A 21,249-nucleotide genomic window follows, 5' to 3' on the forward strand; every position below is an offset into this window, starting at 1 on the left:
ACGGCTCCGTGTGGATATCGATCGTCCGGCGGCGCTTGCGTTTGGACCGTCCGCGAGCCACCTGAGAGCGCGATTGCCGCGGCCGCCCGGCCGCCGAGACCTTTCCGAGAGCCTTTTTCGAAGAAGGCTCCCCGAAGAGCCTATCCGAGGACGCCCCAGAGATGCCGATGACGAACACCCGCCGCGCGAGCGCGCTCGCCCTCGCCACGGTCACGGCCGTCTCCCTGATGGGCGTCGCCCCGTCCCTGGCGCAGACGCCGACACCGGCGGCCGCTCCGGCCGCTGCCGCCGCAACACCGGAGACGGTGGTCGCGACGGTGAACGGCTCGAAGATCACGCAGGGCGATCTCGCCATCGCGGCCGAGGATCCGGCGCTCTCCCTGCCGGGGGTGGACGAGGCGCAGAAGAAGAACCTGCTCGTCGACTACATGGTCGACCTGCGCATCGGCGCCCAGGCGGCGGAGGCCGCCAAGGTCGGCGAGACCCCCGAGTTCAAGCGCAAGATGAGCTATTTCCGCGACAAGCTCCTCCTCGACGACTACCTCGAGCGCGAGGCCAAGAAGGCCGCGACCCCGGAGGCGGCGAAGGCCCTCTACGACCAGACCGCCAAGGCGATGAAGCCGGAGGAGGAGGTCCACGCCCGTCACATCCTCGTGGAGAACGAGGAGGAGGCCAAGAAGATCGCCGCGCGCCTCAAGGGCGGCGAGGATTTCGCCAAGGTGGCGGCGGAAGCCTCCAAGGATCCCGGCTCGAAGGCGGAGGGCGGCGATCTCGGCTGGTTCACCAAGGAGCGCATGGTGGCGCCCTTCGCCGAGGCCGCCTTCAAGATGCAGCCGGGGCAGATTTCGGACCCGGTGAAGACCCAGTTCGGCTGGCACGTCATCAAGGTCGAGGAGAAGCGCACCAAGCCGGTGCCGAGCTTCGCCGAGATGAAGGATCAGGTGGACCAGTACCTCGTGCGCAAGGCCCAGCAGGACATCATCCTGAAGCTGCGCGAGAGCGCCAAGATCGAGCGCACGGCCGCCGCCCCGGCCCCTGCCGAGGCGCCCGTCGGCGAGCCGAAGAAGCCCTGATCCGAAAGCGCGAGAGGGGGGGACGGGCCTCGGACGGCCCTCCCCTCTCTCAGGCGAGGGTCGGCGCGAGGTAGGCGGAGGTCGACGGCGTCGCGTTGAGGATCAGGTCCGGTCCCGCCAGCTCGCGGGCGCGGCGCTGGGCCATCGTCTCCAGCACGGCGAGAACCAGCCACGGGCAGGCGATCCCGATGAAGAAGCCCATTGCCGTCCCTCCCATCCCGCGATCCGTTGCCGGGAAGGATAGACGGCGGCGCGTCGCCGTCTAGACCCAGCCCTGAAGCTCGCGTGCGACCACGTGCTCGATGACCTTCATGCCGAGGTCGGAATCGTTGAGGCAGGGGATGTAGGCGAAGCGTTCGCCGCCGTTCTCCTCGAAATAGTGGCGGTTCTCGCCGTCGAGCTCCTCGAGCGTCTCCAGGCAGTCGGCGGTGAAGCCCGGCGCCACGATGGCCATGCGCTTCACGCCGCTTCTCGCCAGCTCCTTCACCGTCTCGTCGGTGTAGGGCTTGAGCCACTCCTCGTTGCCGAAGCGCGACTGGAAGGTGGTGCGCATCTTGTCCGTCGCGTAGCCGAGCGCCTCGCGGATCAGCCGGCCCGACTTCACGCATTGGCAATGGTAGGGGTCGCCCTTGAGCAGGTAGCTCTTCGGCACCCCGTGGAACGAGGTGAGGATCACCTCCGGCTCGAAATCGAGCTTTGCCAGGCCCTCCCGGATCGAATCGGCGATCGCCCGGATGTAGACCGGATCGTCGTGATAGGGCGGCGAGACCCGCACGCTCGGCTGCCAGCGCATCTGCATCAGCGCCTTGAAGGCCTGGTCGCAGGCGGTGGCCGAGGTGGCGGCGGCGTATTGCGGATAGAGCGGCACCAGGAGGATACGGTCGCAGCCCTGGTCGAGCAGGGCCTGGATGCGCAAGGACACCTCCGGCTTGCCGTAGCGCATGGCCCAGTCGACCACCACGGTGTCGCCCATGGCCGCCTGGAGGCGCTCGGCTTGGGCCCGCGTGATGGTCTTCAGCGGCCCCTCGTCACGCTCGGTGTTCCAGACGCTCGCGTAGTCCTTGCCCTTCGGGCCGGGGCGCTTGGTCAGGATCACGAGGTTGAGCAGCGGCCACCAGATCAGGCGCGGCACCTCGATGACACGCCGGTCGGAGAGGAACTCCTTGAGGTAGCGACGCATGGGCCAGTAGCTCGTGCCCTCGGGCGTGCCGAGATTCATCAGCAGCACGCCGACGCGGCCGCAGCGCACGGCCGGATGGCCCTCGGGCAGCGTCCCGCCCGAGGCCTGCGGCGCGAGGGTCGCGGCGGGCGCGAGGTCGGTGGGGGCGACGCGTTCGTTCATCGGGATTCCGGCGGCGGCGACCGCCCTTGCTGTTGAGCGGGGCGTCGCGGTTGTGCCGCCCGGCATATCTAACTAGAGCACGAAACCCGAGAGCGAAATTTCCAGCCGGGAATCTCCCGTCATCGAGGGCGCGACATGCCGTCTCCCCGCTACTTCCTCACGCATTTCATGCCCTTCACCGGCTACCCCTACACGGGGGCGCCGGCCGCCTGCAATCTGTGCGGATCGGACGAGAGCATCGTGGTCGCCGAGACCGACCGCCGCCTGAAGACGCTGCGCTCCGTCGCCTGCACCCAATGCGGCCTGATCCGCACCGATCCGATGCCGACGGTGGCCGAGCTCGCGGACTACTACGCTACCGCCTATCGCGCCGACTACCAGCTCGCCTTCGCCGGCGGTCCGCCGCGCCACCACCTCAACCGCTCCGCCCGCGAGGCGGCCTTCCGCGCCGGCCTGCTGGCGCCGAAGCTGAAACCCGGCGCGCGGGTGCTCGATTTCGGCTCGGGCTCGGGCGAGTTCCTGGCGGCGGCGCGCGCCCTCGGCTGCGAGGCCATCGGCGTGGAGCCGGGGCGCGACTACGCGGCTTACGCCCGCGCGCATCACGGGGTCGAGGTGCTGGACGATGCCGGCGACGACCGCTTCGAGCCGGGCTATTTCGACGTCGTCACCACGCATCACGTCATGGAGCACCTGCGCGATCCGGCCGACGTGATCGAGCGCCTCGCCCGCTGGCTGAAGCCGGACGGGGTGATCTATGCCGCCGTGCCCAATATGGCCGCCACCGGCAAGCCGCCGCACGAGCGCTTCCATTTCGCCCATGTCCACGGCTTCGTGCGCGAGACCTTCGACCTCACCGCCCGCCGCGCCGGTCTGGTGCCGCACGAGGATTACTGGCGCGAGGACACCACCGTGGTCTACCGCAAGACCGATGCGCCGGTCCCGAGGATCGCCGCGCCCGGTCTCGCCGAGCGTCTCGCGGTGGCGCTCAAGCCCATGCCCGCCGCCGCCTACCTCGCCTCCGGCGCCTGGATCTGGCCGATGGTGAGACGCAACGCCAAGGCCGTGCGGGACGGTCTCGCAAAGCGCTGACAGAGCGTCACGATCGCCGTCTAGAACTCCGGGGCCGCCCCTCGGAGATGCCGCCCCGATGCCACGCCCCAGCCGCCGCCAGACCTTCGGCCTCGGAGCCGGCGCGGTGCTCGCCGCCGGCCTGCCTGCACAGGCCGGGGAGAAGACCGCTTCCGAACCGACCTTCAGCCTGCTCCTCGTCAACGACATCTACCAGATGGCCGAGGTCGACGGGCGCGGCGGCTTCGCACGCCTCAACGCCGTGGTGAAAGCCGAGCGGGCGCGCGGCGTCCCGATGCTCTACGCCCATGCCGGCGACACGCTCTCGCCCTCGCTGATGTCGGGCTTCGACCGGGGCGCCCACATCGTGGCGCTGCTCAACCTCGCGGCTCCCGACATCTTCGTGCCGGGCAACCACGAGTTCGATTTCGGGCCCGCCGTCTTCGCCGAGCGCATGAAGGAGGCGGCCTTTCCCGTCTTCGCCGCGAACCTGCGCGCCGGCGACGGCACGCCGCTGCCGGGTGTGCGCGACCGCATGATCGTCTCCCTCGGCGGCATCCGGGTCGGGGTCGTCGGCATCGCGCTCGCGAGCACGCCGGAGAAGTCGCAGAGCGGCCCCTTGCGCTTCTCGGCGGAGATGGAAACCCTCGCCGACCAATGCGCGCTGCTGCGGACGGAAGGTGCCGAGATGATCGTCGCCGTGGCGCATACCGCCCGGCCGACAGATCTGGCCATCGTCGCGGGCGGCCAGGTCGACATCCTGCTCTCCGGCCACGACCACGATCTCCTCGTCCATTACGACGGCGCCCGCGTGCTGGTGGAATCGAGTTTCGACGCCCGTTACGTCACCGCCGTCGACGTGCGGGCCGAGGTGAGCGGCGAGGGCAAGGCGCGGCGCGTGACCTGGCGTCCGAGCTTTCGCATCCACGACACCGCGACCGTCACGCCGGACCCGGAGACGCTCGCCCTCGTCCGGCAGTATGAGAGCAGCCTCTCGCGCGAGCTCGATGGAGCGCTGGGCGAGACCCTGACGCCCCTCGACAGCCGCATCGTCAGCGTGCGCGCGGCCGAATCGAGCTTCGGCGATCTCGTCGCCGATGCGCTGCGCGACGCGACGGGGGCGCAAGCCGCCATCACCAATGGCGGCGGCATTCGCGGCGACCGGCTCTATCCCGCCGGCAGCGTGCTGACGCGCCGCGACATCCTCACCGAGCTGCCCTTCGGCAACACCACCGTGCTCGTCGCCCTCAGCGGCCGGCAGGTCAGGGAGGCCCTGGAGAACGGCCTGGCCGATCTCGGCCGGCCGGCGGGCCGCTTCCCGCAGGTCTCCGGCATGGCGGTCACGGTGGACGCCACCGCGCCCGCCGGCCGGCGCGTCGCCGCCGTCACCATCGCCGGCGAGGCGCTGGACGAGGACCGTCTCTACCGGATCGCCACGAACTCCTTCCTCTACGAGGGCGGCAACGGCTACGGCATGTTCGCGAAGGGCCGCATCCTGATCGGCCCGAGCGATGGGAAGCTCCTGGCCAACGAGGTGATGGGTTTCGTGCGCAAGACCTCCCCTCTCTCCGTCGAAGCGGGCGGCCGCATCATGGTCCGCCGATGACGGGCCCCGTCCGCGCCGCCCTCGACGCGTTCCGCGAATCCGGTTCGGACTGGGCGGCGCTGCCCTTCTTCCAGGACGGCGCCGCCGAGGTAGTCGCCGCCCGCGTGGATGCCCGGATCGCCGAGGGCGCGCAGGTGCTGCCGGCCCCCGGCACCGTCTTCCGGGCCCTCGCGCTGACGCCGCGCGCCTCCGTGAAGGTCGTCATCCTCGGGCAGGATCCCTACCCGACGCCGGGCGATGCCAACGGGCTCGCCTTCTCCTATGTCGGCTCCCGCCGGCTGCCGGCCTCCCTCAAGGTGATCCTCGCCGAGGCGTCGCCCGAGCCTCCGCGCGGCGGCGACCTCAGCCCCTGGGCGAGGCAGGGCGTGCTGCTCCTCAACACCGCGCTCACGGTGGAGGCGGGGAAGGCCGGCGCGCATCTGCGCTACGGCTGGTCGCGGCTCGCGGACGAGGCCGTGGCGGCAGTCTCGGCCGGCCCGCGCCCGGCGGTGTTCCTGCTCTGGGGGGCGCAGGCCCGCGCCCGCGCCGCTCTCGTCGACGCCTCAAGGCATGCGGTCATCGAGAGCGGACACCCCTCGCCGCTGAACCGCGCCCGCGACTTCCCCGGCAGCCGGCCCTTCGCGAAGGCCAATGCCTGGCTGACGGAGCGGGGGCTGGCGCCGATCGACTGGCGGATCGATTGATCGGTCCCGCCCATGAAACGGCGCATGCGTGCGCTACGGCACGCATCGCTTCAGATTATCGCGTCGGAACGACGGCGCACGGAATAAGGATGTCTTGATTTTCGTGCCGATCGATTTTCAAGAAGCGAAAAGCATTCAGTAAATGGTGTGCCTGAACGCACGTACGGGATGAATAAAACTAGGGATTGATGGCGTTGCGACGAAACATCGATCCATTGTTCTTCATCCGGAGCCGACCATGCCGTTCACATTCACGCTTGCCCTGTCGACCACCTTCGATGCCAGCAAGATATACGTGCCTTACACGTTCACTCTGGTCGAGGACATGGACAAGAGCGGTTTCCAGAACCTGGGATCCGGCAATAACACCTTCGAGTACAAGTACTTCATCGCCCAGTCGATCAATGCCGGCGCCGGCAACGACACCATCACCACCGGCAGCGGCTGGGACACGGTCTATGGCGGCTCGGGCGACGACGTCATCATCACGGGCGCGGGCAACGACAAGCTCTATGGCGGCTCGGGCTCGGACCGGCTCTTCGGCGGCGACGATGGCGACACCCTCGACGGCGGCTCCGGCGACGACTTCCTCTTCGGGGGCGCGGACAACGACATCCTGATGGGCGGCTCCGGCAACGACGAGCTGCACGGCGACAACTTCCTCTCGCACACCGTCAACGGCGGCATCGATTCGCTGTCGGGCGGAGAGGGCAACGACCGTCTCTACGGCGACGATCGCGGCGACTACCTGATGGGCGGCGCCGGCGCCGACCGCTTCGTCTACACCCGCGTCTCCGACAGTACCCTCACCGACTACGACCAGATCCGCGACTTCAGCCGCGCCGAGGGCGACCGGATCGACCTGAGCAGCCTCGCCATCTCCGACGGGCGCGACCATTTCAGCTTCGTCAGCAGCTCGGCTCCGGGCTCGGTCTGGGTGGGTGCCGTCGAGCACCAGCCGTCCGGCGACACCATCCAGAGCGTCTGGATCAATGTCGACGGCTACGTGGCCGACATGCGCATCGACGTGTTCCTGGCCCCCGGTATGGGATCGCTGAACGCGGGCGACTTCATCCTCTGAGCCGACCAAATTCCGGGGGCGGGCCGCCCGCCCCCGGCATGAACGGCCCGAACGCGGGGGATCTCCTGCCCTGAGCGACAGCGTCAGGCGGCGAGCGCCCGGTTCACCGTGGAGCGCAGGTCGGACAGGGAGAACGGCTTCGTCAGCACGTCGGTGACGATGGCGTCGAGACCCCTCGCCCGCTCGCGCTGGTCGGCGAAGCCCGTCATCAGCAGGATCGTCAGGTCGGGGAAGTCGCGTTTGGCCGCCAGCGCCAGGGCGATGCCGTCCATGAGCGGCATGCGGATATCGGTGAGCATCAGGTCGAAGCCGCCATCCGATTCGGTCAGACGGTCGAGCCCGTCGCTGCCGTCGATGGCGGTGACGACGGCATGGCCGTCGATCTCGAGACCGCGCTTGAGGAAGCCTCTCACCGTCTCTTCGTCGTCAACGAGGAGAATACGCGCCATCTCGGTCCGTCGCAGCCTTACGCACTTGCGAAAGACGCAAGCAGTTCAGTCGCTTGTCAAGCGTCTGCTGCGGCAAAGGTTCCCGCCGGCCGGAGATGCGCGCGGATGACGCCGTGGTGTGACGCCGCGGCCTCAGCGGGACCGGCCTTCAGGCGCCGCCGAACAGGTCCGGGTCGGGGCTGTCGAAATCGACGACGCCGACGAAGGGCAACTGTCGGTAGGCATGGGCCGCGTCCATCCCGTAGCCGACCACGAACACGTCGGGACAGGTGAAGCCGACGAAATCCGCCTCGATGGTCACGGCGCGCTTGCCCGGCTTCTCGAGGAGCACCGCGCTCAGCACGCGCTTGGCCCCGCGCGCCATCAGCAGGTCCTTGGCGAAGACCAGGGTGCGCCCCGATTCGAGGATGTCGTCCACGAGCAGCACGTCGCGGCCGCGCACCTCGCTCTGCACGTCGCGCAGGATCTCGACCTGCCCCGACGAGACGGTGCCGGTGCGGTAGCTCGACAGATGGACGAACTCGACCTGCGGGGTCAGCCCGACCCGGTGCATGGCGCGCAGCAGATCGGCCGCGAACATGAAGCTGCCCTTGAGCACGGCCACCACCAGCAGGTCGCGCGGCTGCGTGGCGCGCACGGCTTCCGCCAGCTCCTCGTTGCGGCGGGCGATGCTCGATTCGTCGAAGAGGACGCGGACGCGATGGGCGGGTGTGGTCATGAGGCTCCTATAGCAGCCTCCGCGCGGGTTGACGCGCCCATTTGCTGACCGTTCGCCGCTCAGTGGGCGTGGCTCGCGGCGGAGGCCGGCGCCGGCGCGGGCTCATGACCGTGAGCCGAATCGCCGTGGGCCGAAGCATCGTGGGCGGAATCCTGAGCGGCCTTTCCCGGCGCGGGAGCATGGCCGGCCTCGGCCTTGTCCGAGGAGCCGTGAGCCGGTTCGCCCTTCGCCGCGTCGCGCGCGCCCATGGCGGCGAACCGCACCTCGATGGAGCGGCCCCCGGCGGGCGGATCGGGGAAGCGGCCCCGGAAGCGCACGGTCTCGGCCTCGCCGAGCACCGAGCGCGGCGCCGATACGGGATAGGTCGCCACCACCTGTCCGGCGGCATCGCGCAGGCTCACCTCGATCCCCGGCACTGGCGAATCGCCCCGCGCCGTGCCGACGAGATCGCCCTCGACCACGAGCTCGGCCGGGCGTCCCGCATCGGCGGGATTGCGGAAGGCGGCGACGTCGCGCAGCTCCAGGCCGCGCAGGTTCACCAGCAGGCCGATCCTCGCATAGAGCCCCGCCGTCTGGGGCAGGGCCCGCACCACCGGCACGCGCGCGAGGCAGGCGAGCGGGATCGCCGCGAGGATCGCGAGCCCCGCCGCCGTGGCGGGCGACAGCCCCGCAAAACCCTTGCGGATCGAGGCCCCGGCCTCGGCCGGGCGTCCGCTCCGAGCGTTGCCGCGCGCGTTGGGTTTCATAGGCCGGGCCGGGGGCGGCGGCACGTTGTCGAGAACGGCGCTCTCCCACGGGGCGGGCTCGAGCGGGGGGGCGAGCCAGGCGGCGAGTTCCGCATCGGGCTCGGACGGCGCGGCGGCGGGTTCCGGGTCGGCGGCGGCGCCGAGTTCCGCCGCCTGCGCGGTCAGGACGTCGGCCGGCGACACGAACCAGGGCTCGCGGCAGGCCCCGCAGCGCACCGAGCGCCCTTCCGGCCCGACGCGATCGACGTCGATTCGGAACGAGCTGGAGCAGCGCGGGCAGGTGATGAGCATCGGGGCGCGAGCCTTGTCCTCGGACGGCCGGGACCGGACTGCGGTTGTCCGCCGACAGGGTTAATTCGGCGTGAAGGCGGTGCTTTCGGGCGCGGGACGGCGCGGTAAGTGCGCTACCGCATTGCGCGGGAATTCCGCCGTCCGGGAGCGGACGGGCCGGCCTTGTCCCTGTCGGGCGGGCCGTGGCACGGAACGGACGGGCTTTGTGAACGGGCCGGAACGGGGGTGAACCAGTGGCGATTCGCGAGATCGTGCTCGATACGGAGACGACGGGCATCGACGCCAAGGCCGGCGACCGGCTGATCGAGATCGGCTGCGTCGAGCTTCTGGACCATGTCCCGACGGGGCGCGATTTCCACCGCTACATCAACCCGCAGCGCCCGGTCTCGGAGGGAGCGCTCGCGGTCCACGGGCTCACCGACGCCTTCCTCGCGGACAAGCCCCTCTTCGCCGACGTGCTCGACGACTTCCTGGCCTTCTGCGGCGAGGGGCGGCTCGTCATCCACAACGCCGCCTTCGACGTCGGCTTCCTGAACGCGGAATTCGCCCGGCTCGGCGCGGCGGCCCCCCGCGCCATCGACCTCGCCGACGTGGTGGACACGCTCCATCTCGCGCGCCGCAAGCACCCGAACGCGGCCAACAACCTCGACGCGCTCTGCGCGCGCTACGGTATCGACAACAGCCGCAGGACCAAGCACGGCGCGCTCGTCGACGCCGAGATCCTGGCAAGCGTCTATATCGAGCTCCTCGGCGGCAAGCAGACGAGCCTCGGCCTGATGCCGGCCGAGGAAGAGGAGGCCGCCTCCGGTCCCGGAGAGGTGGCGGCGGCGGTGCAGAGGACCGCCGCGGCGCGCTCCCGCCTGAGCCCGGCCGAGCGGGCGGCGCACGCGGCCTTCGTCGCGACCCTCGGCGGCGCGGCCGTCTGGCGCGAGTATATTGAGGAGCTGCCCCCCTCCTGAAGCGGTCGCCGGACGGCGCCCGCCGCGCGACCGACTTGAAAACCCCGCGCCGCCCGCTCATTCCAGAGGGGACGAATCACCGCCACCCGGCGCGGCGGCGGGATCGTCGGGCGGGACCGCGAATGGGCCGATCTTGAACGAGCGCGTGAAGAGCGACAGCCTTCTCTCCGGGGCCGAGGCGCCGGTGGTGGCCTTCGAGAACGTTGGCATGCGCTACGGCCTCGGGCCGGAGGTGCTGAGCGATGTCAGCTTCCGCATCGCGCCGCGCTCCTTCCAGTTCCTCACCGGCCCCTCCGGCGCCGGCAAGACCACCCTGCTGCGCCTGATCCTGCTGTCGGTGCGCCCGACGCGCGGCCTCGTCTCGGTGTTCGGCGAGGAGGTCAGCGGCATCTCCAGCGCCGCGCTGACGGCCCTGCGGCGGCGCATGGGCGTGGTCTTCCAGGATTTCCGCCTGCTCGACCACCTCACCACCTACGAGAACGTGGCGCTCCCCTTGCGCGTCCAGGGGCGGCTCGAGACGAGCTACCGGGCCGAGGTCGTGGAGCTGCTGCGCTGGGTGGGCCTGGGCGAGCGCATGCATGTGCTCCCCCCGCTCCTCTCGGGCGGCGAGAAGCAGCGCGCGGCCATCGCCCGCGCCCTCATCGCCCGGCCCGAGCTGCTGCTCGCGGACGAGCCCACCGGCAACGTCGATCCCCAGCTCGGACGCCGGCTGCTGCGGCTCTTCGTGGAGCTGAACCGGCTCGGCACCTCGGTCATCATCGCGACCCACGATTACGGCCTGATGGACCTCGTGGAGGCGCGGCGCATGGTGCTGGGCGAGGGCCGCCTGCGGATCGAGGGATGATGGCCGAGACGACAGCCCGCCCCGTGACGCCGATGACGGCGGCGGCCGAACCGGCCCTGCCCCCGACGCTGAGGCGCAATGCGCCCCTGGTGCCGACGGATTCCGCCGCGAGCCGTTCGCTCGCCGCCGTCATCGCGATCCTCACCTTCCTCGCCGCGCTCTGCGCGGGCGCGGCCGAGATCGCCGCCACCAGCGCGAGCCAGTGGCAGGGCGCGGTCTCGCGCGAGGTGACGATCCAGGTGCGGCCGGGACCGGGCCGCGACCTCGACGCCGACATCGCCAGGGCCGACACAATCGCCAAGGCGGAGCCCGGCATCGCCGGCACGCGGGTCTTCTCCAAGGCCGAGGCCGAGCGCCTGCTCGAACCCTGGCTCGGCAGCGGGCTCGACCTCTCGGACCTGCCGGTGCCGCGCCTCATCACGCTTCGCCTGTCGGACAGCCAAGCCGCGGACCTGAAGCAATTGCGCGCGCGGCTGACGGAGGCGCTGCCCGGCGTCGCCAGCCTCGACGACCACGCCCTCTGGCTCCAGCGGCTCTCGACCATGGCCAACACCTTCGTGGGCGTCGGCGTCGGTATCGTCGCCCTGGTGCTGATCGCCACGGGGCTCGCGGTGGCCTTCGCCACGCGCGGCGCCATGGCCGGCAACAAGGAGGTGGTGGAGGTGCTGCATTTCGTGGGCGCCGACGACGACTTCATCGCCCGCGCCTTCCAGCGGCGCTTCTTCGGCCTGGGGCTGCGCGGAGGCGCCATCGGAGCGGCCTGCGCCATCGCGGCCTTCGTGCTCGCCGGCCTGCTCGCGGGGGCCTGGCGGTCGGGCCCGGCGGGGGAGGAGATCGAGGCGCTGTTCGGCAGCTTCCATGTCGGCTGGCGGGGCTATGCCAGCGTGATGCTCATCGGCGTCATCGCCTCCCTCGTCACGGGCGTGGTCTCGCGTCTGACGGTGCGCCGCTTCCTCGCCTGAACCCGCGCGGGGGCGCCCGCGTTGTCCGACTTCTCCACCTGCCGGATTCGGGTGCCGGGCGAGAGGCTTGACGGGGCCGTTAACCATTTGTGAACATCTGAGGCGCGCAATGCGCGTCTGTCCAAGGCCGGACTCGCCGGCCGAGCGCTGGAGAACGACGCCGCGGATGTCTGCCGCAACCGACAACGGACGAGCCGACGCGATCGGCTGGGCCTGGAGCGAGCCGGCCGCCATCGGCACGCCGCGCCGGGGCCGGGTGTCCGAGCGGAAGGCGCCGCGCGGCATCGGCGGCTTCGGCAAGGCGGTGCTCGGCGCGGCCTGCGTCGGCTGGCTCGCCTTCGCCGGCGGTTTCGTGACCTTCGTCGACGGGCTGGAACGCGCCGAGCGCGCCCCGGCCGGCCGCACCGACGGGATCGTGGCGCTGACGGGCGGCGCCCAGCGCATCGGCGACGCCATCGACCTGCTCGCCGGCGGCTATGGGCGCCGGCTCCTCATCAGCGGCGTCAACGAGCGCACCAGCCGGGAGGAGATCGCCCGGCTGAACCCGACCCAGCGCCACTGGATCGATTGCTGCGTCGATCTCGACTACCGGGCCCGCAACACCATCGGCAACGCCATCGAGACCCGGCGCTGGATGCGCCTGAACCGCTTCGACACGGTCGCCGTCGTGACCTCGAACTATCACATGCCGCGCACCCTCATCGAGATCGACCACGCGCTGAAGGCCGATGACGGCTTCGCGGACGACCGCGTCTTCGCCCATCCCGTCGTCACGGAGGGGCTCGATGCCGGGCGCTGGTGGGCGCATCCGCCCTCGGCCCGGCTCCTCGCCTCTGAATACGTGAAGTTCCTCGCGGCCTGGGTGCGGACCCGATTCGAGGACGATCCCGAGCGCTCCCGCGCCGCCGTACTGCTCGGGCGCCGCAAGCCCGTGAAGATGGTCGCCGAGCCGCTGATGCGCGCCTCCGCCGACTGATTCCGTTTCGGACCTGGGTCGCCGGCTCTACTGGCCGCGGCAGCGGGTCTTCAGCAGCCCGGAAAACTCCTTCTCCGAGCCCTGGACCTGCGCGAGCCGCTCGTTGCGCTCGGAGCCGGAGAGGCAGCGCCCGTAGACGGCGGCCACGCGGCGCATGGTCTCCACATGGCGCCGCCAGATCCGGCAACTCTTGGCCTCGTCGCCGTCGGTCTGTTCGAGCTGGTCGATGGCCTGGCGCTGCATCGACTGCGCGACCAGGGTGTCCCTGGCGCAGGTGCCGTCGGCGCTCGCCTGCGCCCATGCGACGCCGGCCCCTAGGCCGAGGAAGGCCGTCGCCGCGAGGAGCGGGCGGGCGATGGAGCGGCGCACCAAGGGTCAGGCCGCCTGCGAGGCCGAGGTGTGGGTGAGCAGCGCATAGAGCGCGCTGGCGTCGCGGGCGGCGCGGATACGCTCCAGCATGCCGGGCTCGCGTAGCACCCGCGCCACCTGGGCCAGCGCCTTGAGGTGGTCGGCCCCCGCGCTCTCGGGGGCGAGCAGCAGGAAGGCGATGTCCACGGGCTGCCCGTCCAGCGCCTCGAAATCCACCGGCCGTTCGAGCCGGGCGACGAGGCCGAACAGCCGGTCGAGGCGCGCGAGCTTGCCGTGCGGGATCGCCACGCCGTCGCCGATGCCGGTGGAGCCGAGGCGCTCGCGCTGAAGAAGCGTCTCGAACACCTCGCGCTCGTCGAGGGCGGGGAGCCGGCGCACGGCCTCCGCGCTCAGTTCCTGAAGCACCTGCTTCTTGGCGCGGGCGCGCAGGGCGGGCACGACGGAATTCGGATCGAGGAACTCCAGCATCGGCATGAAGGAAGCAGCCCCCCGTGGGTGGGGACCCGAGCCGGCCAGCGGCCGGTTGCGTCCCCACAACCAATCAACGGGCCTCGGGCCGGTTCCAGTCCCGCCGCGGCCCGGATCAGGCCGCCGGCGGATCCACCCAGCCGATCGCCCCGTCGCTGCGCCGGTATACGACGTTGATGCGTCCGGTGCCAGCGTGAACGAAGACGATCACCGGCGCCCCCGTGAGATCGAGGGCGGTGACGGCCTCGCTCACCGAGCGGCGCTGGAGGGTCTTGGTGCTCTCAGCGACCACCGGGGGGTGGGCCTCGGCGCCGGCATCCTCGTCGGGCTCGTCCTCGTCGTCCTCGGGCGCCGCGAACACGGCATAGGCCGCCTCGACGGTGGCGCCGTTATGGGCGGCGGCGCCGTGGTCCTTGAGCTTGTGCTTGTAGCGCCTCAGGCGCTTCTCCAGCCGGTCGGCCGTCTGCTCGAAGCTGGCGCGCGGGTCGTGCGCGGCGCCGGTGGCCTCGATGGTCAGGCCGGAGACGAGGTGGAGCACGCAATCGGTGCGGTATGCGGTGCCGTCGCGACGCAGGGTGACATGCCCGGAGCAGGTGTCGCCCATATGGCTGTCGAGATACTTCGCGATCGTCGCCGCCATGCGCTCGTCGACCCGTCCCCGCAGGGATTCTCCCAGGTCCAGGCCGTGGCCCGTGACGCGCAATGCCCCCATGTGACCTCCGCTTCGCCGGCGGTTTGCCGGGCACGGAGTTAAGGAGCGCGCCGCCCGGAAGTCAACGCGTGCCGAGAGGGCGCAGCGTCACCGGCCGGCATGTCCGACATGCTCGCGGCGGCGTTCGATCGAGGAGGGAATGCGCAGCGATTCCCGGTACTTCGCCACCGTGCGGCGGGCAATGTCGACGCCCTCCCCGCGCAGGCGCTGCACCAGCGCGTCGTCCGACAGCACGTCGTTCGGGGTCTCGCCGTCGACGAGCTGGCGGATGCGGTGGCGCACGGCCTCCGACGAATGCGAGGCGGCGCCCGCCGCGCCGGGAATGGCGGCGGTGAAGAAGTACTTCATCTCCAGGGTGCCCCGGCTGGTGCCGATGGCCTTGTTCGAGGTCACGCGGGAGACCGTGGATTCGTGCATGCCGATCGCTTCGGCGACCGTCTTCAGGTTGAGCGGGCGCAGATGCGAGACCCCGTGCAGGAAGAATCCGTCCTGCTGGCGCACGATCTCGGTGGCGACCTTCAGGATGGTGCGGGCGCGCTGCTCGAGGCTGCGGGTCAGCCAATTGGCGGTCTGGAGGCACTCGGAGAGGAAGGACTTGTCGCCGTCGGCCACCGCGCCGCGCGAGACGCGGGCATAGTAGCTCTGGTTCACGAGGACGCGGGGCAGGGCCTCGCCGTTAAGCTCCACCAGCCAGGACCCGTCCGGCGCCGCGCGCACGAACACGTCGGGGATCAGCACCTCCACGGCGCTGGAGCCGAAGGCGCGGCCGGGCTTCGGGTCGAGCCGGCGCAATTCCGCCAGCATCTCCACGAGATCCTCGTCGTCGACGCCGCAGAGGCGGCGCAGCGACGGAAAATCGCGCTTGGCCACGAGGTCCAGGCGCGAGACCAGGGCCTGCATGGCGGGATCGAAGCGGTCCTGCTCGCGGAGCTGGATCGCCAGGCACTCGGCGAGGTCGCGGGCGGCGACGCCGGGCGGATCGAAGCTCTGCACGAGCTTCAGCATGCGGGCCACGTCGTCGATGCCGCTGCCGAGCCGCTCGGCCACCGCGTCGATGGGCTCGCGCATGTAGCCCGCCTCGTCCACGGCATCGATCAGGAAGCCGCCGATGAGGCGGTCGACGGGATCGCGGGTGGCGAGATCGAGCTGGGCGGCGAGATGCTCGCGCAGGGAGGTCTCGACGGTCAGCGTCGCCTCGAAGTCGGGCGCGTCCGAGTCGAAGCTGCCGCCGCTGCTGCCGTAGGGCGCGGGCGTCAGGGAGAGCATGTCCCCCGCCCCGCCCTCGGCGACGCTGTCGCGGGCGGCGGTGGGCAGCTCGTCCTGGAAGACGTTGTCGAGGCGGGTGTCGTGGTCGGTCTCGATCTCGCCGCTGGCGGGGTTGAGTTCGGGGGGGCTCCAATCCTCGCCGCCTCCGGCCTCCGCGCCGCCGAAATCCGGTTCCGGGGCGCCCTCGGCGGCCTCGCGGGGCTCGGAGGCATCGCCCTCGACCCGCTCGAGCAGCGGGTTGCGCTCCAGCTCGGCGTCGACATAGGCCGCGAGATCGAGCTGCGAGAGCTGGAGGAGCTTGATCGCCTGCAAGAGCTGTGGCGTCATCACCAGGGCCTGGCCCTGGCGCATTTCCAGCCGTTGCAGCAAGCTCATCGCGGTGGCCGCCCCTTTTCCGCAGACCCTGCCCGCCGATCCCCTGCGGGCCTCGGCACGAGTCTTGCATTCGTGGTTGACCGAGGTCTAGCCCCAACCCGCGCCCACGTCAAAACGTGATGAACGGTTATCGACCGGCCCGTTCGGAACGTGGCCGGCGGGACACAGCCGCTCCCATCATCCGGGACGGTGCTGAAGGAAGGCTTTCGCTTGGCGGCAAGCGCTCGCGGCGCCGATCGGGTCCCGGCGAAGGGCTACAGCCGGAAATCCTCGCCGAGATAGAGCCGGCGCGCCTCGGGGTCGGCCACGATCTGCTCGGGCGTGCCCTCGGTGAGGATGCGGCCGGAATGGGCGATATAGGCCCTGTCGATGAGGCCCAGCGTCTCGCGCACGTTGTGGTCGGTGATGAGCACGCCGATCCCGCGCCCCTTGAGGTGCTTCACCAGATCCTGGATGTCGCCCACCGCGATCGGGTCGATGCCGGCGAAGGGCTCGTCGAGCAGCATGAAGCTCGGGTTGGAGGCGAGCGCGCGGGCGATCTCGCAGCGTCGCCGCTCGCCGCCGGAGAGCGCGATGGAGGGCGACTTGCGCAGCCGCGCGATGTCGAATTCCTCCAGAAGCTCGTCGAGCTTGCGCTCGCGGGCCTTCCTGTCGGGCTCGGCCACCTCGAGCACGGCGCGGATATTGTCCTCCACCGACAGGCCCCGGAAGATCGAGGCCTCCTGCGGCAGGTAGCCGATGCCGAGCCGCGCCCGCTGGTACATGGGCAATTGCGTGATCGGCAGGCCGTCGAGGGTGATCGAGCCGCGATCGGCGGAGACCAGCCCGGTGATCATGTAGAAGATCGTCGTCTTGCCGGCCCCGTTCGGTCCGAGCAGCCCCACCGCCTCGCCGTTGCGCACGGTGAGCCCCGCCTCGTGGACCACGGTGCGGGCGCCGTAGCTCTTGCGCAGGCCGCGCACGCACAGGATGCCGGGGCCGCCCTCCGCCTCGGCCTCGAACTCGGCGTCCGTCGCCGGGGCGACGGGGCGCTGCCGGCCCCGGCCCAGCAGGCGTGCCACGAAGGAGGGCGCCTTCGCCGCGCCGGTGGACGCCGCCGCCGCGCGGCGGGAGCTCAGCACGGCAGGGCTCAATTGGCCTGCGCCCGCGTCTTCGCGGTATCCTTGGCGGTATCCTTCGCCGCTTCCGCCGGCTTCGGCGCGGCCTTGGCGGCTGCGGCCGGCTGCGGGCAGCCCTTGCCGGCGCCGGGCTTGTCCGACTTCTCGCCCGGCACGAACAGGGCCGAGACGCGCCCGCCCGCCACGGGGTCCATGTTCGCGCGGCCGGTGTTCATGTCGTAGACGAGGCGCGAGCCGCGGGTGACGTTCTGGCACTGGCTGAGCACGACGTTGCCGGTGAGCACGATGCGCTTGGCGGCCTGGTCGAACACGGCGTTGTCGCCGGTGGCGACCTGCTCCTTCTGCACCACCGTCACCGGGCCGGCGCAATCGACCTTCTGGATGCCGTTCTCGCCCAGCGCCGGCTGCGCCTTCTCCTCGCCTTCGGCGGGGGCGGAATCGGACTTCTTCCCGTCCTTCGCGGCATCCTTGCCGCGCTTGTAATAGACCGTCATGGTCGAGCAGCGGATGGTGCTGTCGCCCTGCACCGCGACGACGTTGCCGGCGAAGATCGCCTTGTTCTCGCGGTCGAACACGTCGAGCCGGTCGGCGTCGATCTTGATCGGCTCCTTGCCGCCGCCGCCCAGCGCGCCGAGGCCCGAATCCTTCTTGCCGGCCGTCGTCGCGGCGGGCTTCTCGGCGAGCGCCGGAGCGCCGCCGAGCGCGATCAGGAGGCCGAGCCCGTAGGCGAGGGAGCGCGAAGAACGGTTCACGGCGTCGGCTCGGCGGAGGAGGTGCGGATCGTCGCCTCGCCGGTCTTCTCGCCGGATTTGGCCGCCTTGTCCTGATGGAAGACGGAGTGGACGTTGCCGACGAAGGAGATGACCTTGCCGTTGTCGACGACGTCGAGCGTGTCGGCGATCACCGATCCGCTCGGCACCGTGACGGTGACGGTTTCCTTCGACTTCACCGTGCCGGCCTTGAAGTCGACGGAGGCCGATTTCAGCCGGGCCTCCTCGCCCTTGTCGGTCCAGAGACGGATGTCGCGGTTCAGTTCCAGCGATTCGCGGCTGGTGTCGAACAGGCCCGTCGCCGCCTCGATCCGGGCGATGCCGCCCTTGTCGTCGGTGGCGATGTGGCCGCGCATGGCCTCGAGCTCGATCAGGCTCGGCTTCCTCACGTCCTGGAGGGCCGCGCTCGCCGTCACCTCGTAGCCCCGGTCGTTCTTGCGGAAGCCGGACAGGCGCGGGTTCTCCATCCGCACCTTGGTGCCCGACAGCGTGACGGGGCCGAAGCCGACCGAGGGCGCCAGCGCGCCGAAGGGATTGAGGGTCACGGCGGCGAGCGCCAGAATCGCGCCGCCGGCCGCCAGCGGAATCACCAGGCGCAAGCCCTTCACGCGGGCGCTGTGATTCCTCGCGCGGGCGTGGGCCTTTTCCCGGCGGGGGTTCGGCCCCGCCATCAGTCCCGTCTCGACGGCCTCGACCACAGACATCACTTTCCCGGAGAAGCCGGCCTCGGACCTTTCGCCTCGACAAGGACCGAGGACCGGATGCACGGGACGTGCCCGCGCGCGGTGGCGAAGTTATGGCCTGAGCGTTTCGAATTGTTCAACCATGACGGGAGGGAGATCGGGCGCTTAAGTGGTTTTCGCAAGCGCGCCGCCGGCGGTGACGCTTGCGCGCGTGGGAGCTTCCGCGCGCGGGATCGGCTATATCCGGCCGCTCGTAAGGCCCGGCAGGCATTGGCGCATGACCCCTCGCGAGACACGACGCTTCCGCAGGCACGGCCGGATCTTCGGGCCGGGCGTCGTCCTCGCCCTGCTCGTGCTCGGCGCCGCGACGGCCACGCGGGCGGCGGACCGGCTCGCCTTCGTGGTCGGCGTCGACGCCTACGCGAATCTCGGCGCGGGGGCGCAGCTCGAACGCCCCGTCGCCGACGCGAAGGCGGTGGGCACGACGCTCGAAGCGCTCGGCTTCCGGGTGACGCTGCTCTCGGGCACCGTCACGCAGGAGATGCTGCTGCGCCGGTTCGGCGGCTTCAAGGACAAGGTCCAGGCGGGGGACACGGTGCTGTTCTACTTCGCCGGCCACGGCATCGCGCTCCAGGGCACGAACTACCTGCTGCCCTCCGACATCCCGGCGATCGAGCCCGGCCAGGAGCTTCTCGCCCGCACCCGCTCGCTCGCCGAGACCGACCTCAGCGCGGAGCTGCGCGAGCGCGGCGCGCGGGTGGTGGTGATGGTGATCGACGCCTGCCGCGACAACCCGTTTCCGAAGAGCGGCACCCGCAGCGTCGGGCTGACGCGCGGGCTCGCCCGCGTGGAGCCGGCCGAGGGCGTCTTCTCGCTCTATGCGGCGGGCGCCGGCCAGCAGGCCCTCGACCGCCTGCCGGGCGCGGATGCCAACCCGAACTCGGTGTTCACGCGGGTCTTCGTCGACCGCCTCAAGCGGGCCGACCTCAACCTGATCGATCTCGGCGAATCGGTGCGCGACGACGTGGCGAGGCTCGCCGAGAGCGCCAACCACAAGCAGGTGCCGGCCTATTACAACGAGGTGCGCGGCGCCCGCTTCATCTCGCTCGCGCGCCCCGAAGGTCCGCCTGAGACGCCCCGGCCGCCGGAAACGCCACGCATCGAGAGCCCGGCCCTGCCGCAGCCCCTGCCGCCTCCCCTGCCCTTGCCCGCCGAGAGACGGGCACAAGAGGCCGCCCCGAGCTCTCGGGAGGAGCCGCGCCCGCGCGCGGATCTTCCGCCGGCGCGGTCCCAAAACTTCTCCTATCCGGTCGGGCTCGATCCCTACGGCGACAACTGGGTGGCGCTGCGCAGCCTGCCGAGCGCGCAGGCCGGCATCCGGCTGAAGAAGCTCGGGCCCGACGCCCTGTTCTCCGTGCTCGGCCGGCAGGGGGATTGGGTCAGCGTGCGGCTGCGCGGCGGCGGCACCGGCTGGGTCCACCGCTCCTTCGTCGGCTGCTGCCGCGCGGCGCCCGCCGAGGGACCCTGACCCGCTCAGGTATGGGCGAAGATATCCGTCTCCGGCCAGCCCTTGAGGTCGAGCAGCGCGCGGGTGGGCAGGAAATCGAAGCAGCTCCGCGCCATGGCGGTGCGGCCCTCGCGCGCCAGCATGGTGTCGAGCTTGTCGCGGGCGGCGTGGAGATGGAGCACGTCGGAGGCCGCGTATTCGAGCTGCGCCTGGCTGAGCGTCTCGGCGCCCCAGTCGGAGGATTGCTGCTGCTTCGAGAGGTCGACGCCCACCGTCTCGCGCACCACGTCCTTCAGCCCGTGCCGGTCGGTATAGGTGCGGGCGAGCTTCGAGGCGATCTTGGTGCAGTAGACCGGCCCCGGCATCACCCCGAGGCGGTGGAACAGCACCGCGAGGTCGAAGCGGGCGAAGTGGAAGATTTTCTGGACGTTCGGATCGCCGAGGACCCGCGACAGGTTCGGCGCGGTGTCGGGGCCGGTTCCGGGCGCGATCTGCACCACGTCCGCCTCGCCGTCGCCGCGCGAGATCTGCACCACGCAGAGCCGGTCGCGTAAGGGGTTGAGCCCCAGCGTCTCGGTATCGACGGCGATGGCCGCTCCGGGGTCGTAGCCGTCGGGCAGGTCGCCCTTGTGGAGGCGGATGATGGGGGCGGGCATGCGGAGCTTCGACACAGGTCTTTGGGGATCAAGCGGATTTTCGCCGCGTATCACCCGCCTCCCCGAGCCGCAAGACGCGCGTTTCCCGCGGTTCGTCCGCGCGAGCCCGGCTTGGGCCCGCGCGGTTTCCAAGGCGCTACGCCAAGTCCCAAAAACTATTTCTGCTTGGCGATGATCTTGTCCTTGATCCCGTCATAGACGTTCTGCGGGATGATCTTCTTCTGCACGAGCTCGTCCTTGCCCTTGTAGGGGCGGCCCTTGATGATCGCGCCGGAGCGGGCCGCGCCGATGCCGGGGAGCGCGTCGAGCTCCTCCGCCGTGGCGGTGTTGATGTCGAGGAGCGCGCCCTTGGCGGCGTTCGGCGCGCCGGCGACGGGGGCGCTGGGCTTGGCGGGAGCGGCCGGCGGCGGGGCCACGGGCTTCGTCGGGGTCGCCGGGCTCGGCGTCTGGGCGAGCGCCGGGGCGGCCGCGAGGCAGGCCATAACGGCGAGGGTGCGGAACAGGCTGGTCGAAACGGGCTTCGTCAT

At 70.8% G+C, this 21,249-nt stretch carries 24 protein-coding genes; 10 read left to right on the plus strand and 14 right to left on the minus strand.

Annotated features, from left to right (window positions below; genetic code table 11):
- Positions 1 to 161: 161 nt before the first annotated feature.
- The gene (locus ACP56T_RS06785) at positions 162 to 1,073 is read left to right on the plus strand and encodes a peptidylprolyl isomerase (RefSeq protein ID WP_430911362.1); all 912 of its coding nucleotides are present in this window, start codon (positions 162 to 164) and stop codon (positions 1,071 to 1,073) included.
- Between the two features lie 49 nt (positions 1,074 to 1,122).
- On the opposite strand, the gene ACP56T_RS06790 is transcribed toward ACP56T_RS06785, so the two are convergent.
- On the minus strand, positions 1,123 to 1,290 hold the full coding sequence (locus ACP56T_RS06790) for a hypothetical protein (RefSeq protein ID WP_430911363.1): 168 nt from the start codon (positions 1,288 to 1,290) through the stop codon (positions 1,123 to 1,125).
- Between the two features lie 45 nt (positions 1,291 to 1,335).
- On the minus strand, positions 1,336 to 2,415 hold the full coding sequence (gene hemH / locus ACP56T_RS06795) for a ferrochelatase (protein WP_430911364.1): 1,080 nt from the start codon (positions 2,413 to 2,415) through the stop codon (positions 1,336 to 1,338).
- 135 nt (positions 2,416 to 2,550) lie between these two features.
- Between hemH and ACP56T_RS06800 the strand changes: the two genes are divergently transcribed.
- The 4 genes from ACP56T_RS06800 to ACP56T_RS06815 all read left to right on the plus strand — a co-directional run bounded on the left by ACP56T_RS06800 (position 2,551) and on the right by ACP56T_RS06815 (position 6,853).
- The gene (locus ACP56T_RS06800) at positions 2,551 to 3,504 is read left to right on the plus strand and encodes a class I SAM-dependent methyltransferase (RefSeq protein ID WP_430911365.1); all 954 of its coding nucleotides are present in this window, start codon (positions 2,551 to 2,553) and stop codon (positions 3,502 to 3,504) included.
- A gap of 58 nt (positions 3,505 to 3,562) precedes the next feature.
- Complete coding sequence (locus ACP56T_RS06805; RefSeq protein WP_430911366.1) at positions 3,563 to 5,089, plus strand: bifunctional metallophosphatase/5'-nucleotidase; 1,527 nt, start codon at positions 3,563 to 3,565, stop codon at positions 5,087 to 5,089.
- The gene (locus ACP56T_RS06810; RefSeq protein ID WP_430911367.1) at positions 5,086 to 5,772 is read left to right on the plus strand and encodes a uracil-DNA glycosylase; all 687 of its coding nucleotides are present in this window, start codon (positions 5,086 to 5,088) and stop codon (positions 5,770 to 5,772) included. The genes ACP56T_RS06805 and ACP56T_RS06810 overlap by 4 nt, the downstream gene beginning before the upstream one ends.
- Before the next feature lie 238 nt (positions 5,773 to 6,010).
- A complete protein-coding gene (locus ACP56T_RS06815) occupies positions 6,011 to 6,853 on the plus strand; it encodes a calcium-binding protein (protein ID WP_430911368.1) in 843 nt (280 codons plus the stop codon).
- A gap of 83 nt (positions 6,854 to 6,936) precedes the next feature.
- Here ACP56T_RS06815 and ACP56T_RS06820 read toward each other — a convergent pair whose 3' ends face one another.
- From ACP56T_RS06820 to ACP56T_RS06830, 3 genes are all read right to left on the minus strand, one after another.
- Positions 6,937 to 7,302: a response regulator gene (locus ACP56T_RS06820; RefSeq protein ID WP_430911369.1), complete on the minus strand. Its 366-nt coding sequence runs from the start codon at positions 7,300 to 7,302 to the stop codon at positions 6,937 to 6,939.
- Between the two features lie 148 nt (positions 7,303 to 7,450).
- On the minus strand, positions 7,451 to 8,020 hold the full coding sequence (gene hpt / locus ACP56T_RS06825; RefSeq protein WP_430911370.1) for a hypoxanthine phosphoribosyltransferase: 570 nt from the start codon (positions 8,018 to 8,020) through the stop codon (positions 7,451 to 7,453).
- Between the two features lie 59 nt (positions 8,021 to 8,079).
- The gene (locus tag ACP56T_RS06830; RefSeq protein ID WP_430911372.1) at positions 8,080 to 9,057 is read right to left on the minus strand and encodes a zinc-ribbon domain-containing protein; all 978 of its coding nucleotides are present in this window, start codon (positions 9,055 to 9,057) and stop codon (positions 8,080 to 8,082) included.
- A gap of 233 nt (positions 9,058 to 9,290) precedes the next feature.
- On the opposite strand from ACP56T_RS06830, the gene dnaQ reads away from it, so the two are divergent.
- The 4 genes from dnaQ (at position 9,291) to ACP56T_RS06850 (ending at position 12,798) form a co-directional block, all read left to right on the plus strand.
- Positions 9,291 to 10,016: a DNA polymerase III subunit epsilon gene (gene dnaQ, locus ACP56T_RS06835; protein WP_430911373.1), complete on the plus strand. Its 726-nt coding sequence runs from the start codon at positions 9,291 to 9,293 to the stop codon at positions 10,014 to 10,016.
- Between the two features lie 145 nt (positions 10,017 to 10,161).
- Positions 10,162 to 10,860 (plus strand): cell division ATP-binding protein FtsE, encoded by a 699-nt coding sequence (ftsE, locus tag ACP56T_RS06840; protein WP_430911488.1) that lies wholly within the window; start codon positions 10,162 to 10,164, stop codon positions 10,858 to 10,860.
- The gene (locus ACP56T_RS06845) at positions 10,860 to 11,822 is read left to right on the plus strand and encodes a cell division protein FtsX (RefSeq protein WP_430911374.1); all 963 of its coding nucleotides are present in this window, start codon (positions 10,860 to 10,862) and stop codon (positions 11,820 to 11,822) included. Before ftsE ends, ACP56T_RS06845 begins: the two co-directional genes overlap by 1 nt.
- A gap of 166 nt (positions 11,823 to 11,988) precedes the next feature.
- The gene (locus ACP56T_RS06850; RefSeq protein ID WP_430911375.1) at positions 11,989 to 12,798 is read left to right on the plus strand and encodes a YdcF family protein; all 810 of its coding nucleotides are present in this window, start codon (positions 11,989 to 11,991) and stop codon (positions 12,796 to 12,798) included.
- Between the two features lie 27 nt (positions 12,799 to 12,825).
- On the opposite strand, the gene ACP56T_RS06855 is transcribed toward ACP56T_RS06850, so the two are convergent.
- The 7 genes from ACP56T_RS06855 to ACP56T_RS06885 form a co-directional block, all read right to left on the minus strand.
- Entirely contained in the window at positions 12,826 to 13,167 is a 342-nt protein-coding gene (locus ACP56T_RS06855) for a hypothetical protein (protein ID WP_430911376.1), read from the minus strand.
- 6 nt (positions 13,168 to 13,173) lie between these two features.
- A complete protein-coding gene (ptsN, locus tag ACP56T_RS06860; protein WP_430911377.1) occupies positions 13,174 to 13,641 on the minus strand; it encodes a PTS IIA-like nitrogen regulatory protein PtsN in 468 nt (155 codons plus the stop codon).
- A gap of 109 nt (positions 13,642 to 13,750) precedes the next feature.
- Entirely contained in the window at positions 13,751 to 14,347 is a 597-nt protein-coding gene (locus ACP56T_RS06865) for a ribosome hibernation promotion factor (RefSeq protein WP_430911378.1), read from the minus strand.
- 87 nt (positions 14,348 to 14,434) lie between these two features.
- Positions 14,435 to 15,988, minus strand: a complete 1,554-nt coding sequence (gene rpoN, locus ACP56T_RS06870) for an RNA polymerase factor sigma-54 (RefSeq protein WP_430911379.1) — start codon at positions 15,986 to 15,988, stop codon at positions 14,435 to 14,437.
- Positions 15,989 to 16,242: 254 nt separating this feature from the next.
- The gene (gene lptB / locus ACP56T_RS06875; RefSeq protein WP_430911489.1) at positions 16,243 to 17,106 is read right to left on the minus strand and encodes an LPS export ABC transporter ATP-binding protein; all 864 of its coding nucleotides are present in this window, start codon (positions 17,104 to 17,106) and stop codon (positions 16,243 to 16,245) included.
- An 11-nt stretch (positions 17,107 to 17,117) separates the two neighbouring features.
- The gene (locus tag ACP56T_RS06880; protein WP_430911380.1) at positions 17,118 to 17,858 is read right to left on the minus strand and encodes an LptA/OstA family protein; all 741 of its coding nucleotides are present in this window, start codon (positions 17,856 to 17,858) and stop codon (positions 17,118 to 17,120) included.
- Complete coding sequence (locus ACP56T_RS06885; RefSeq protein ID WP_430911381.1) at positions 17,855 to 18,580, minus strand: lipopolysaccharide-assembly, LptC-related protein; 726 nt, start codon at positions 18,578 to 18,580, stop codon at positions 17,855 to 17,857. The genes ACP56T_RS06880 and ACP56T_RS06885 overlap by 4 nt, the downstream gene beginning before the upstream one ends.
- A gap of 256 nt (positions 18,581 to 18,836) precedes the next feature.
- On the opposite strand from ACP56T_RS06885, the gene ACP56T_RS06890 reads away from it, so the two are divergent.
- Entirely contained in the window at positions 18,837 to 20,087 is a 1,251-nt protein-coding gene (locus ACP56T_RS06890; RefSeq protein ID WP_430911382.1) for a caspase family protein, read from the plus strand.
- A gap of 5 nt (positions 20,088 to 20,092) precedes the next feature.
- Here ACP56T_RS06890 and ACP56T_RS06895 read toward each other — a convergent pair whose 3' ends face one another.
- Together ACP56T_RS06895 and ACP56T_RS06900 are read right to left on the minus strand one after the other, a co-directional pair.
- Entirely contained in the window at positions 20,093 to 20,722 is a 630-nt protein-coding gene (locus tag ACP56T_RS06895) for a ribonuclease D (protein WP_430911383.1), read from the minus strand.
- A 155-nt stretch (positions 20,723 to 20,877) separates the two neighbouring features.
- Entirely contained in the window at positions 20,878 to 21,249 is a 372-nt protein-coding gene (locus ACP56T_RS06900; protein ID WP_430911384.1) for a ComEA family DNA-binding protein, read from the minus strand.

It is taken from the genome of Methylobacterium endophyticum (assembly GCF_050591105.1).
GTDB lineage: Bacteria > Pseudomonadota > Alphaproteobacteria > Rhizobiales > Beijerinckiaceae > Methylobacterium.

Bases quoted from the DNA above. Each gene is read 5' to 3' on its own strand.
- ACP56T_RS06785 (WP_430911362.1), top strand. From the start codon at position 162: ATGCCGATGACGAACACCCGCCGCGCGAGCGCGCTCGCCCTCGCCACG.
- ACP56T_RS06790 (WP_430911363.1), bottom strand. From the start codon at position 1,290: ATGGGAGGGACGGCAATGGGCTTCTTCATCGGGATCGCCTGCCCGTGG.
- hemH (WP_430911364.1), bottom strand. From the start codon at position 2,415: ATGAACGAACGCGTCGCCCCCACCGACCTCGCGCCCGCCGCGACCCTC.
- ACP56T_RS06800 (WP_430911365.1), top strand. From the start codon at position 2,551: ATGCCGTCTCCCCGCTACTTCCTCACGCATTTCATGCCCTTCACCGGC.
- ACP56T_RS06805 (WP_430911366.1), top strand. From the start codon at position 3,563: ATGCCACGCCCCAGCCGCCGCCAGACCTTCGGCCTCGGAGCCGGCGCG.
- ACP56T_RS06810 (WP_430911367.1), top strand. From the start codon at position 5,086: ATGACGGGCCCCGTCCGCGCCGCCCTCGACGCGTTCCGCGAATCCGGT.
- ACP56T_RS06815 (WP_430911368.1), top strand. From the start codon at position 6,011: ATGCCGTTCACATTCACGCTTGCCCTGTCGACCACCTTCGATGCCAGC.
- ACP56T_RS06820 (WP_430911369.1), bottom strand. From the start codon at position 7,302: ATGGCGCGTATTCTCCTCGTTGACGACGAAGAGACGGTGAGAGGCTTC.
- hpt (WP_430911370.1), bottom strand. From the start codon at position 8,020: ATGACCACACCCGCCCATCGCGTCCGCGTCCTCTTCGACGAATCGAGC.
- ACP56T_RS06830 (WP_430911372.1), bottom strand. From the start codon at position 9,057: ATGCTCATCACCTGCCCGCGCTGCTCCAGCTCGTTCCGAATCGACGTC.
- ACP56T_RS06845 (WP_430911374.1), top strand. From the start codon at position 10,860: ATGGCCGAGACGACAGCCCGCCCCGTGACGCCGATGACGGCGGCGGCC.
- ACP56T_RS06850 (WP_430911375.1), top strand. From the start codon at position 11,989: ATGTCTGCCGCAACCGACAACGGACGAGCCGACGCGATCGGCTGGGCC.
- ptsN (WP_430911377.1), bottom strand. From the start codon at position 13,641: ATGCCGATGCTGGAGTTCCTCGATCCGAATTCCGTCGTGCCCGCCCTG.
- ACP56T_RS06865 (WP_430911378.1), bottom strand. From the start codon at position 14,347: ATGGGGGCATTGCGCGTCACGGGCCACGGCCTGGACCTGGGAGAATCC.
- rpoN (WP_430911379.1), bottom strand. From the start codon at position 15,988: ATGAGCTTGCTGCAACGGCTGGAAATGCGCCAGGGCCAGGCCCTGGTG.
- ACP56T_RS06885 (WP_430911381.1), bottom strand. From the start codon at position 18,580: ATGTCTGTGGTCGAGGCCGTCGAGACGGGACTGATGGCGGGGCCGAAC.
- ACP56T_RS06890 (WP_430911382.1), top strand. From the start codon at position 18,837: ATGACCCCTCGCGAGACACGACGCTTCCGCAGGCACGGCCGGATCTTC.
- ACP56T_RS06895 (WP_430911383.1), bottom strand. From the start codon at position 20,722: ATGCCCGCCCCCATCATCCGCCTCCACAAGGGCGACCTGCCCGACGGC.
- ACP56T_RS06900 (WP_430911384.1), bottom strand. From the start codon at position 21,249: ATGACGAAGCCCGTTTCGACCAGCCTGTTCCGCACCCTCGCCGTTATG.